The sequence below is a fragment of the Acinetobacter sp. ANC 3929 genome (assembly GCF_000369405.1).
Lineage (GTDB): Bacteria > Pseudomonadota > Gammaproteobacteria > Pseudomonadales > Moraxellaceae > Acinetobacter.
This window is the reverse complement of the sequence record NZ_KB850000.1, coordinates 582,007-594,763: the sequence shown is the minus strand read 5'-3', so window position 1 is coordinate 594,763 and position 12,757 is coordinate 582,007. Positions and strand designations below refer to the sequence as shown.

The 12,757-nt window shown below is 39.2% G+C and carries 12 protein-coding genes; all 12 read right to left on the bottom strand.

The features are described 5' to 3' along the window. Positions 1-25: 25 nt before the first annotated feature. The 12 genes from lpxA to rimO all read right to left on the bottom strand — a co-directional run bounded on the left by lpxA (position 26) and on the right by rimO (position 12,440). Entirely contained in the window at positions 26-814 is a 789-nt protein-coding gene (gene lpxA, locus F909_RS05610; RefSeq protein ID WP_005152667.1) for an acyl-ACP--UDP-N-acetylglucosamine O-acyltransferase, read from the bottom strand. Next, complete coding sequence (gene fabZ, locus F909_RS05615; RefSeq protein ID WP_005152665.1) at positions 811-1,296, bottom strand: 3-hydroxyacyl-ACP dehydratase FabZ; 486 nt, start codon at positions 1,294-1,296, stop codon at positions 811-813. The genes lpxA and fabZ overlap by 4 nt, the downstream gene beginning before the upstream one ends. A 6-nt stretch (positions 1,297-1,302) precedes the next feature. Next, complete coding sequence (gene lpxD / locus F909_RS05620; RefSeq protein WP_005152663.1) at positions 1,303-2,373, bottom strand: UDP-3-O-(3-hydroxymyristoyl)glucosamine N-acyltransferase; 1,071 nt, start codon at positions 2,371-2,373, stop codon at positions 1,303-1,305. A gap of 3 nt (positions 2,374-2,376) precedes the next feature. After that, positions 2,377-2,877, bottom strand: coding sequence for an OmpH/Skp family outer membrane protein (locus tag F909_RS05625; RefSeq protein WP_005152661.1), 501 nt, complete (start codon positions 2,875-2,877; stop codon positions 2,377-2,379). A gap of 44 nt (positions 2,878-2,921) precedes the next feature. Further along, on the bottom strand, positions 2,922-5,489 hold the full coding sequence (gene bamA / locus F909_RS05630; protein WP_005152659.1) for an outer membrane protein assembly factor BamA: 2,568 nt from the start codon (positions 5,487-5,489) through the stop codon (positions 2,922-2,924). Between the two features lie 34 nt (positions 5,490-5,523). Further along, positions 5,524-6,879: an RIP metalloprotease RseP gene (gene rseP / locus F909_RS05635; RefSeq protein WP_005152653.1), complete on the bottom strand. Its 1,356-nt coding sequence runs from the start codon at positions 6,877-6,879 to the stop codon at positions 5,524-5,526. A 5-nt stretch (positions 6,880-6,884) separates the two neighbouring features. Next, entirely contained in the window at positions 6,885-8,081 is a 1,197-nt protein-coding gene (gene ispC / locus F909_RS05640; protein ID WP_005152651.1) for a 1-deoxy-D-xylulose-5-phosphate reductoisomerase, read from the bottom strand. Further along, entirely contained in the window at positions 8,082-8,906 is an 825-nt protein-coding gene (locus tag F909_RS05645; protein WP_005152649.1) for a phosphatidate cytidylyltransferase, read from the bottom strand. Positions 8,907-8,908: 2 nt separating this feature from the next. Then, positions 8,909-9,658, bottom strand: a complete 750-nt coding sequence (uppS, locus tag F909_RS05650; protein WP_005152646.1) for a polyprenyl diphosphate synthase — start codon at positions 9,656-9,658, stop codon at positions 8,909-8,911. 7 nt (positions 9,659-9,665) lie between these two features. Continuing rightward, positions 9,666-10,220, bottom strand: coding sequence for a ribosome recycling factor (frr, locus tag F909_RS05655; RefSeq protein WP_005152644.1), 555 nt, complete (start codon positions 10,218-10,220; stop codon positions 9,666-9,668). A 96-nt stretch (positions 10,221-10,316) separates the two neighbouring features. Then, positions 10,317-11,045, bottom strand: coding sequence for a UMP kinase (gene pyrH, locus F909_RS05660; protein ID WP_005152641.1), 729 nt, complete (start codon positions 11,043-11,045; stop codon positions 10,317-10,319). A 51-nt stretch (positions 11,046-11,096) separates the two neighbouring features. Further along, on the bottom strand, positions 11,097-12,440 hold the full coding sequence (rimO, locus tag F909_RS05665; RefSeq protein ID WP_005152639.1) for a 30S ribosomal protein S12 methylthiotransferase RimO: 1,344 nt from the start codon (positions 12,438-12,440) through the stop codon (positions 11,097-11,099). Positions 12,441-12,757 lie beyond the last annotated feature (317 nt).

The window sequence follows — 12,757 nt, the reverse complement described above, 5'->3', positions numbered from 1 at the left end:
CAGTGTCTTTTTTTCAATCTCGTGATTAACGCACAATACCACGCGTTGATTGCTCTAAAGAGTCAATAAACAATTGCGCTTCTGGGGTTTTCACTAGAATTTCATTACGAATCTGTTCAATTGCCTGATCAGCGGTTAAACCAGATTTATAGATGAGCTTATAAGCTTCTCTTAAACCCTGAATGGTATCTCTGGACCAACCTTTACGACGCATACCTTCAATATTCATACCATAAGCACGTGCTGGGTTACCAGAAGCCATGATATATGCTGGCACATCTTTAAGAATTAAAGCAGCACCGCCGATCATACTATATGAATCAATACGACAGAATTGATGAATACCCGCATTACCACCGACGATCACATGATCACCAACATGAACATGGCCAGCAACACCCACATTATTGGCAAAAATATTATGATTACCAATCACACAATCATGTGCAATATGTGTATTGACCATTAACAAGTTATGACTGCCAATTTTGGTCAGGCTATGATCCTGAACTGTACCTCTATGCAAAGTACAATGTTCACGAATCGAGTTATGATCGCCAATTTCTAACCAAGTTTCTTCGCCCTGATATTTTAAATCCTGACAAATTTCCCCAATGCTCGAGAATTGAAAAATATCATTATTTTTTCCAATTCTCGTAAAACCACCAATGACAACATGTGAATGTAATTTTGTACCAGAGTCAATACTTACATTGGGACCCACAACACTATAAGGACCAATTTGTACATCAGATGCAATTTCTGCAGACGGGTCAATAATTGCTGTGGGATGTATTAAATTTTGACTACTCATGTCTGCTCAATTTTCTGGTGGGAAATAATAATCTCTGCCGTTGCAGCAACAATGCCATCGACGCTCGCAGTACAATTGTACTTGTAAATGCCACGTTTTTGCATCACTAGTTCAGATTTTAAGACAAGCTGGTCACCTGCAACAACTTGTTTCTTAAATCTGATTTTTTCTGCACCTGCAAATAAAAACAGCGAACCTGCTTTCGGCTTTTGATTAGTTAAGACAAAACCCAAGATTCCAGAAACCTGTGCTAATGCTTCAATCATCAGTACACCAGGCATAATTGGATAGGTTGGGAAATGCCCTTGGAAAAACTCTTCATTAATAGAAACGTTTTTATAACCGACAATACTATTCTCAGTAATTTCTGTAACGCGATCAACGAGTAAAAATGGATAACGATGAGGTAAATATTCACGAATCGTAAGAATATCCATGGGTAATTCAGGCATCGTGAATGCAGGTAATGTAGTCTCAGTCATAATAAATTATTTACGTAACTTAAAGGTTGATTCAAGGGACTCTAATTGAGCTTGCATATGATCAAGCCTTTTAGTGATTTGGGTCAATGGCACATCTGCTAATTGTCTGAGACGTACAATTGTCTTTTTCCAATGGCTATTTTCAAAAAGCCCCATCCCAGAAGAATACGTTCCTGCTTCAGAAATATTTTTTGTGACCATTGACATTGCCGTAAGTGTCACATTATCGGTGATTTCAAGATGTCCAACCACCCCAGAGGCACCACCCATGATACAGTTTTTGCCAATTTTTGCACTTCCAGCAATACCACAGTTTGCTGCAATCGCAGTATTTTCTCCAATCTGAACATTGTGAGCAATTTGCACAAGGTTATCAATAATGACACCATCCGCTAGAATTGTATCGTCTAATGCGCCACGATCAATACTACAATTTGAACCAATCCGGACATCATTTCCGATGCGAACTGAACCCAGTTGCGCAATGCGATGCCATTTCCCTTGATACGGTGCAAACCCAAAACCTTCAGAACCAATCACTGTATTCGCATGAATACGAACACGATCTTGTAATTTTGCTGCACCCGTAATAGTAACATGTGCATCAATAAAGCAATCTTTACCAATCTCAACTTCATCATCAAGGAACGTATGTGCCTGAATAATTGTGTTGTTCCCCACAACACAATGTTCACCAATCACAACATAATGCCCAATATAAGCATCATCAGCAATCATGGCAGAAGGATGAATTTGAGCAGTACTCTCGATACCTCGTTGAGTTATTTTGTTTTGAAATAAATGCGTTAAAGTAGCAAATGCCAAATAAGGATTATCTACAACAATAAAATTTTGTTTGCTTGTCAGTTGTTGTTTAAGTTGTGCTGTGACGATAAATGCGCCAGCATGACTTGCCTCTGCTTGTGCTAAATATTTTTCACCATTTACAAAGCAAATATGCTGTTCTTGCGCATATTCCAAACTTGCCAAGTTAGAAACTTGGAAATCTTTTTCACCGAAATGCTCACCTTTGACAAGGTGAGCAATTTCTTCTAAACGATAAGTACGTCTATTCATTGATTATTTAATTGCGTTAACCTTTTGAATCATTTTATCAGTTAAATCATACTGAGCGTCAGAGGCAATCGTAGAATTTTTATTCAAAATGAAGTCTAAGTTGTTTTCTTTACGCAATTGTTCAGCAGCTTGCTTCACGCGCGATTCAAAAGTTGTATTCATCGCTTGTAAGCTTGACTGAACTTTGGTCTGTAAACCTTGCTGAGTCGAGTTGAATTCACTTAATTTCGACTGATACTGAGCAGTGAGCTTTTGGATATCAGCCTGATTCATTTTTTGACCATCAGTCTGCGCTTTTTGCTGCAAAGACTCTAACTCTTTACCCAATTGCTCAAGTCGAGTTGAAGTAGGTTTTACTGACTGAGTTAAGCTCGCATTTTGTTGTTTGAGATAAGTACTGCTTTCAACAACTTTAGCTAAATCAACTACAGCAAGACCAGCGGCATTTACAGTTGCAGAAACCGTAAATCCTAAACCTAACATAAGCATTGTTAATTTTTTCATTATTGCATCCTTTATATATTTTACAGCGATAAACGAGGTCGCCCTTAGAAGGTACGACCGATTTCGAATTGGATAGATTTGGTGTTATCACCTTTTTTATCATTCAATGGGAATGCATAACTGAGAGATAATGGACCAATCATGGTAATCCACGTGAAGCCAACACCGACGCTATAACGCATATTGCCAAGATCAAACTTATTGTTATCATTGCAATATTGCTTCATATCAATATTAGTACCGTAGACTTTACCTTTTGGTATGTCACATTTCGTATCAAAGACTTGTGCACCTTCGGCAAATAAGACTGGACGCACTTGACGCGTCCAATCACCTTTAAATGGTAAAGGAAGCGCAAGTTCTGTACCAAACTGAACCAAAGCGTTACCGCCAACTTCTTCAGGATTCGGGTCATTTTGACCTTGCTCTTGGAAAATTACACTTGGGTATTTAGGCCCTAATGAGCTGTTATCATAGCCACGTACTGAACCATAACCACCCGCATAGAAATTTTTATAGAATGGTAAATCATTACCATAGCCTAATTTACCGTAACCACGAAGAACAAATCCACCCCAAAGTGATTTAAAGGCCTGCGCATCATAAGTTAACTTTTGATAATCTACATCACTACCAGGTAAACCAATTTCCAAACCAACACGATGTGACATACCAGAAGTTGGGAAAATTGGTCTATTCAAAGTGTTATAAGACCAACCTAAATTTAACATATAGGTTAAGAAAGTACCTTCAAATGCGTTACCGTATTCGGTTAAGTCTAATGGCTTAGAGTCTTTATCTACACAATTTATTGCTAAATCATAGTCAGCAGGTACAGGACTCGGTGCAGGCTTACCATTAACCGCATCTATTTCTCGCTGTGACTTATAGTTACCAGAGCAATACGTACTTGTAGAAGTCTGTTTACCACCATTCGCTAATAAATAATCACGGATATAAGTCGAAACACTTGGACCAGTCCGTACTTTGGTTTGATCAATACCTAAAGAAGCACTTAGACTTTGATTTTCATCAATTGGGTAACCAAAACTGACGCTACCACCAATACTATCGGTGACATAGTTGTTAACGTTATAGTCTTTGTTTAGCTTAGTTTTACGGTAATAAACGTTATAACCACGGCTCACACCATCAATGGTGAAGTATGGGTCAGTCACACTTAAGTTATAGTAATCTTGCGTTTCTGAACGAGATAAATCGATCGCGACACGATTACCTGTTCCCATAAAGTTGGTTTGACTTAAACCTGCTTGGAAAGTTACACCACCATTTTGTGAGTAACCTACAGCTAGTGTAGTCGTACCAGAATGCTGTTCTTCAACATTCACGTTTAAATCAACTTCGTCTGGTGAATTTGGTACGCGAACAGGTTTAACATCTACGGTCTTAAAGAAACCTGTACGTTCTAAACGAACTTTAGACAAGTCGATTTTTTCATTACTTGCCAACGCACCTTCCATTTGGCGCATTTCACGACGTAATACTTCATCAGCCGTTTTACTATTACCAGTGAAGTTAATACGACGAACAGTCACTTGTTGACCTGGGTTAATATAATAATTTAACCCCACGATACCCGTTTCATTATTGATATCAGGTACAACATTCACTTCAGCATAGTAATAGCCTGCATTACCATACTTGCGCAATAATAATTGCTTAACAGCATTCACTTTTTCCTGAGAATAAGTTTCACCATCTTTGTACAATTTAAGCGCTTGTAACTCTTGTGGTTTATAGAGTGCATCACCTAAGAATTTGGTTTCACCAAATTTAAACTGGCTACCTTCATCAACCGAAACTTCAATAAAGATATGTTTTTTATCTTCGCTAATATTCAACTGAGAATTGATGATATTAAAGTTGATATAACCTTTGTTTAAATACAATGCACGTAAGGCTTCTAGACTTGCAGCCATTTTTTCGCGTGCATAACGGTCATTACGAGTAACAATAGATGCCCAGCCACTTTCTTTAACGGCAAAGGCTTGCTTGATATCACTATCACTAAAGACAGTGTTACCAATAATGTTGATATCAAATACTTTTGCAGCGGTACCTTCATTAAAATTAAGCTTTAACTCAACACGGTTATTTGGACGAGCAACTGTTTCAACAGTCACATCCGCATCATAGCGACCTTGCTGGGTATATTGTTGCTCAAGCTCAGTTTCAATCGTCTGCAATGCAGATTTTTTAAACACTTCGCCTTCGGCAATCCCCATTTTCTTTAAGCCCTGCTCTAAGGCTTCTTTTGGAATCAGTTTATTACCTTTGAATTCCAGCTTTGAAATAACTGGACGTTCAACCACTTTAAAGACCAAAACATTATTTTCTTTATAGGTTTTGATGTCATCAAATAAACCCGAAGCATATAAAGTACGGATTGCCTCAGCAATCATAGGATCACTTACTCTATCGCCACTATTTATTGGTAACATAGAATAGATACTTGCAGGTGTTAAACGCACTAAGCCATCAATTCGTATATCTTGTGCAAGAAACTCATCTGCAGCGTATGCTTGTTGTACCACTGCCATCGCACTAACCAGTGCCAAAGGCATTAATAAATGTGTGTGACGCATGCCCATATATTTTCCAGTAAGTTAAATTCCATTTGCGTTGTTATAAACGCATGAAGTCGTTAAATAAAGCCAAAAGCATCATGCTACCGAGCAGTACCATACCAACTTTTAGACCAAACATCTGTATTTGTTCAGAAACAGGTTTACCACGGATTGCTTCGATGAAGTAATAGACTAAATGACCACCATCAAGCATCGGAATTGGTAATAAATTTAGAATGCCAAGACTTACACTCATCAAAGCCATGAAAGAAATGAACGTTTGCCATCCCATTTCAGCACTTTGGCCAGCCACTTTGGCAATGGTGATTGGGCCAGATAAGTTATCCAAACCAATTAAACCACGTACCATTTTGATAATCGAATTGAAAATCATGCCCGAAAGCTGAGTTGTCTTTTCAAAAGCAACAACTAAGGCTTCTACAGGTGAATATTGAATGGTTTGCTTGTAATCATTCGGAATCGTGATTTTGCCTGCATCACTTTTCACGCCAAGCATTCCAGTAGTATTGCCCATATTATCGCGCTGCCCTTGTGGCATCACTTGTAAATGGACAAGTTGACCTTGACGCATCACATCAATATTTAAAAGCTTTTCTGGTGAGCTTTGAACAACAGCAACTACATCAAACCAATCTTTCATTGCAACATTATCAATTGCAACGATTTGATCTCCGACTTTCATACCTTGGCGTATCGCTGCGCCATCAGGACTCAATTCTTTCACCATTGCAGGAATCTGAGGACGATACGGTAAAAAACCTAATACGTCCAAAGGCGACTGACTTTGATCTTTCAAAAACTCTTTAATCGGTAAATTAAACTGTTTTTCGGTCCCCGCACGATCAACGATGATTGAAACCTGCCCAGTCTCACCAACACGGTTCACTAAGGCATAATTCAATTTTTCCCATGTTGGCGTTGTTTGTCCGTCAACATTGATAATCTTATCGCCGACTTTTAAATCGACTTGAGCTGCGGGTGTATTTGGCATGATTTTGCCAATACGAGTGTTCAACTGATCTTGTGCGGGTAAAAATAAAATCCAAAATAGAAATACAGCAAAAATCAGATTAATCAAAGGACCAGCAGCTACAATCGCAATGCGCTTCCACGGAGATTGGCGGTTAAAGGCATAAGGCAGGTCTTGCTCAGCAACATTCCCCTCACGCTCATCCAACATTTTGACATAACCACCCAGCGGTAATGCTGAAAGCTGATATTGGATTCCTGATTTTTTAGATTGCCATTTCAATAGAGTTGGACCAAAGCCAATGGAGTAAACCAACACTTTGACACCTAATCTACGTGCAACCCAATAATGACCAAATTCATGAATTGCAATTAGAGGACCAAGCAATAAAATCGCTGCAACAATCATAAATAGTGCATTCATACGATTTAGCCTCCTATATCCACAATATACTTTTCTGCAATTCGTCTTGCGATCATATCAGTCTGCAAGATGATGTCTATATTTTCTGCTTTAGCATTTTGTACAGTTTGCAAGGTATTTTCGACAACTTGAGCAATCTCAGTAAATCGAATTCTTTGCTGCAAAAATGCTGCAACTGCAATTTCATTTGCCGCGTTTAAAATCGTCGGTGCTAAACCACCTGCACGCATCGCCTGACGTGCTAAATCTAATGCAGGAAATTTAACAAGATCAGGCGACTGAAAGTTCAGTTGAGCCGTCTCAAATAAATTTAAAGCAGGAACATTTGTCTCCAAACGTGTTGGCCAAGCCAATGCATGTGCAATTGGTGTACACATATCTGGATTACCCATTTGTGCCAAAGTTGATCCATCCACATACTGCACCATGGAATGAATAATACTTTGTGGATGAACAACAACTGTAACAAAATGTTCTGATATTGAAAACAAATGACAAGCTTCTATTAATTCTAAGCCTTTATTCATCAAAGTCGCAGAATCAACAGAGATTTTTTGCCCCATTGACCAGTTTGGATGCTTACACGCTTGCTGCGGAGTGACATCATACAATTGATCTAATGAGTGATTCAGGAACGGACCACCAGATGCAGTCAGTAAGATCTGAGATACACCTAATTGTGGTTGGCCCGTTCTTTCAGCATCTAAATAATTATGCGGTAAGGATTGAAAGATTGCATTGTGCTCAGAGTCGACTGGCAGTAACAAAGCATTATGTTCGCGCGCAGCTTGCATCATGATATCACCAGACATCACGAGCGACTCTTTATTGGCAAGTAAAACACGCTTACCGGCTTTGACTGCCGCCAGTGTTGGTAACAACCCAGCCGCACCCACAATGGCTGCCATGACGATATCAACATCAGCATGTTCAGCAATTTCAATTAAGCCAGTTTCATCTGTCAAAATTTCAATCTGTTTTAGATTTTCTTGATTGAAACGTTGTTGTAACTCAAATGCTTTCTCATTCGGCACAACAACAATTTTGGGATGATGTTTTTTACAAACTTCTAAAAGTTCATCTAAACGACTATATGCAGAGACTGCAAATACAGTGTATTGGTCTGGGTGTTGTTCCAATACTTTTAAAGTACTCTGTCCAATTGAACCCGTAACACCCAATATACAAACAGCTTGAGTCATTTAAAGATCTACACCAATAAGTTTTAATATATACATGCCAGTTGCAAAAATCGGCGCAGCAGCAAGTAAAGAATCAATACGGTCTAACACACCACCATGCCCAGGAAGAACACGACCAGAATCCTTGATTCCTGCACGGCGTTTAATCATTGATTCAAACAAATCACCTAACACAGATGCAAACACGGTAATAATCGAAAGGATTAAGAATAAAATAAGCTGTATAACACTTAAATTTAAATAGAAATATTGTACAACCAGCATAATGATAATCGTGGTTGCAATGCCGCCATATAAGCCTTCAACCGATTTATTTGGGCTTACAAATGGTGCTAGTTTTTTCTTACCAAATTTACGCCCAACAAAATATGCACCACTGTCTGCTCCCCATACCAACAGGAACAAATACATCAACCACCACGGTGAACTATGCCAAACAGCATACAGTGCAGTAACCGCAGCAGATATCAGAATAAAGCCAACGATATATAAAGATACGTTGTACCAACTATCTGATTCAGGAAAATTCTTAACCCAATAAATACTGCCTAACCACGTGAGAATTGATGCAGCCCAAAGCAAAAGTGCGACATCATCAAAAAATAATGCGAGTGTTGATACTGCCGCAACACATCCACCATATAACCAAGCTTTCGGTTTTGACACAGCCGTAACTGCTCGCGGCATAAGCTTAAACCACTCATAACCAGCGACCCCTGCGGCTAAAATCATAAGCATAAACATTGGATAATGTGATTGCGTTGCAAACATGCAACTTAAAACAACAGCAACTAACACCAATGCGGTAATAATCCGCTCTAACATTATTAATTCTCTATTTTCGCTTGTTGAATCTGTTCTGAGGTTTTACCAAAGCGTCTTTCACGTCCTGAAAAAACACGAAATGCGTGATCTAGCTCTTTCACTGTAAACTCGGGCCATAATGTCTCGGTAAAATACAACTCTGCATACGCGGCTTGCCACAGTAAGAAGTTAGATAAACGATAGTCACCACCTGTACGAATTAACAAATCGACAGCTGGGAGATCATTTAGACTGACATATTTATCAAATAAATCAACATTTATCTGATCTGCTTGAAGTTTTCCAGCGAGCACATCTTGAGCAATGACTTTTGCAGCCTGAGCCATATCCCACATACCACCATAACTAATGGCAATGGTGAGCGTCATTGAGTCAAAAGCTGCTGTTTTCTGCTCTGCATATTGCATTAAATCACGCAACTCATTTGATAACCGAGAACGGTCTCCAATGAAACGAAGCGCAATATTGAATTTTTCCATACGAGGTAACTGCTCATGAATTGTCTCTTCCAACAATTTCATTAACAGGTCAACTTCATACTGTGGTCGATTCCAATTTTCGCTTGAGAATGCAAAAACCGTTAATGCACGAACACCTTCTTTTTTGCAATGCTCAACAATAGGATCCAAGACATTCTTGCCTTCTCGATGCCCATCGCCTTTTTGCATTTGCTTTTTTTTGGCAAAACGATTGTTGCCATCCATGATGATGGCAACATGTTGAGGAAGAAGCGGTTCTTCTTGCAAGGTCATAGTAATATCAGACCTTCATCAACTCTGCTTCTTTCGCTGCAAGACGCTTATCGACTTCTGCAACATATTTATCCGTAATTTTCTGAATTTCATCTGATGCACGGCGATCATCATCTTCAGAAATTTCTTTTTCTTTCAATAATGCTTTGATATCACCTAACACATCACGACGAATGTTACGAATCGCAACTTTGGCATTTTCAGCTTCATTACGCGCAACTTTTTGCATGTCACGACGAGTTTCTTCAGTTAACGCAGCCATTGGTACACGGATTGCGTCAGCAGTAATTGGATTCAAACCTAAACCTGCTTCGCGAATCGCTTTATCAATCGCAGCAACCATCGAGCGCTCAAATGGTTGTACCAATAGTGTCCGCGAATCTTCAAGTCCAACGTTTGCCACTTGATTCAATGGAACATCGGAACCATAGTAAGAAACCATCACACCATTTAAAATAGATGGGTGCGCACGACCTGTACGAACTTTGGCAAAGCCCAACTCTAAAGAGTCAAGCGACTTCTGCATACGCTGTTCGCTATCTTTTTTGAGATCGTTAATCATATGATCTTCCTTACTTATTCATAGGTATTACAAAATATTTAGACATTAGTATAAAGAGCTTTACGGCTCACGTACATGAGGGTTTATTAACAAATCCTAATTCGTAACGTGAGTACCTTCTTTTTCGCCCATTACAACAGAAAGTAATGCACCAGATTTGTTCATATCAAAAACTTGCAATGGAACATTATGGTCACGACATAAACAAATTGCCGTAAGATCCATTACACCAAGCTTCTCATCTAAAACCTGATCAAAAGTTAAATGATCATATTTAACCGCATCATCATATTTACTCGGATCTTTATTATAAACGCCATCAACTTTAGTCGCTTTCAAGATCAAGTTCGACTCGATCTCAATCCCACGCAAGCAAGCAGCTGTGTCTGTTGTAAAGAATGGGTTTCCTGTACCCGCAACAAATACACAGACTTCACCTTGGCTTAAATGACGAATTGCATCACGGCTTGAATATGGCTCAACTACTGTACCAATCGACAAAGCTGACATTAAACGCGTTTTGATATTGCGACGAACCAATGCATCACGCAGTGCCAAACCATTCATTACCGTTGCCAACATGCCCATTTGGTCACCCGTAACACGACCAACCAAACCATCTTTTTGCAATTGGCTACCGCGATACAAATTACCACCGCCAACCACAATACCGACCTGAACACCTAGACCAACCAAATGAGCGATTGAAAGTGACATTTGATCCAATACTTGGGCATCAATACCCATATCTTTGTTACCTGCTAAAGCTTCACCTGAAAGCTTTAGCAAAATACGTGCATAACGTGGATTCTTAGAAGCTGACATACTTTTCTCCAAACCGACCAATCTCAAAACTTTCTTAAATTTAATTCAACATTAAGCAGATTTAATCTGAATTAACTTTGCAAACAAGTCATACTCATCCGCATCTGTAATTTCAACTTCAAGTAAGTTACCTGCTTTAATGAGACTCTTATCAATATCTTCAACAAAAACGTTGCCATCAATCTCAGGTGCATCTGCATATGAGCGAGCAACTGCAACAGGGAATTCGTCTTCCAAGCTATCAACTAATACCGTCATTCTCTGACCAATACGTTTTTGCAATTTAGCTGCTGAAATTGCTTGTTGCACTTCCATGAAACGTTCATAACGCTCTTGCTTGATCTCTTCTGGCACATGATCTGGAAGATCATTTGCTGTTGCACCTTCAACGGGTGAATAAGTAAAACAGCCAACGCGATCTAGTTGAGCTTCTTTCAACCATTCCAATAACATTTGGAAATCTTCTTCGGTTTCACCAGGAAAACCGACAACGAAAGTTGAGCGAATCACTAATTCAGGGCATTTTTCACGCCAGAGTTTCAGGCGTTCTAAAGTATTTTCACTATGCGCTGGTCGCTTCATCAATTTTAAGATGCGTGGACTGGCGTGCTGAAAAGGAATATCTAAATAAGGCAGGATTTTGCCCTGAGCCATCAAATCAATCGCAGCGTCCACATGTGGATATGGATATACGTAGTGTAAACGTACCCAAATTCCCAACTGACCAAGTGCTTCACACATGTCATAGAATTTGGTTTTAACTGGCTGACCATTCCAAAAATCTAACTTGTACTTGGTATCCACACCGTATGCAGACGTATCCTGCGAGATCACCAAAATCTCTTTTACACCTGCACGCTTAAGTGCAGCTGCTTCATCCAACACCTTCCCAACAGGACGAGACACGAGGTCGCCACGCATGCTTGGGATAATGCAGAATGTACAACGGTGATTACAACCTTCCGAAATTTTCAAATAAGCATAATGCTTCGGTGTTAAACGAACACCTTGCTCTGGAACTAAATCAATAAACGGGTTATGTTTTGGCGGTGCCGGTACATATTCATGCACCGCTTCCATTACATCTTGATAGGCCGCTGCACCTGTTACTTTAAGAACATTTGGGTGCATCTGGCGAATTTTGTCTTCGTCTTTACCTAAACAGCCAGTAACGATTACTCGACCATTTTCACTCATGGCTTCGCCAATGGCGTCTAAAGACTCTTGTACTGCAGATTCAATAAAACCACAGGTATTAACAACAACCAAATCTGCACCGTCGTAATCTGATGCTACTTGATAACCTTCAGTCTTTAACTGAGTTAAAATTCGTTCAGAATCTACCAATGCCTTAGGACAACCTAAAGATACAAAACCGACTTTGGGGGTCTTCATGAATCTGCGCTCCACTAGAATCGGCGTATTGTATGACTTTTCTTTGCTTACGCATAGCTGCAAAGCCATCTCTTTGTGTAATGCACCAAAATACAACCAAAATTTTAAATAAAATCCAACAACGCACCAATTTAGAACATAATAAAATATTGAAATAAGCGGATGTATGTGAAAAATACCGTATAAATCGATTCTTTCAGATTTAAGTGATTGAAATTTAGTTAATACAAAGTTGGCTTGTATTTTGCATAAAGTACATTTTAGAAGTTAATGGCTATTCATTAAAATTTATATTTATTGCGCCATTTTAAAACAGG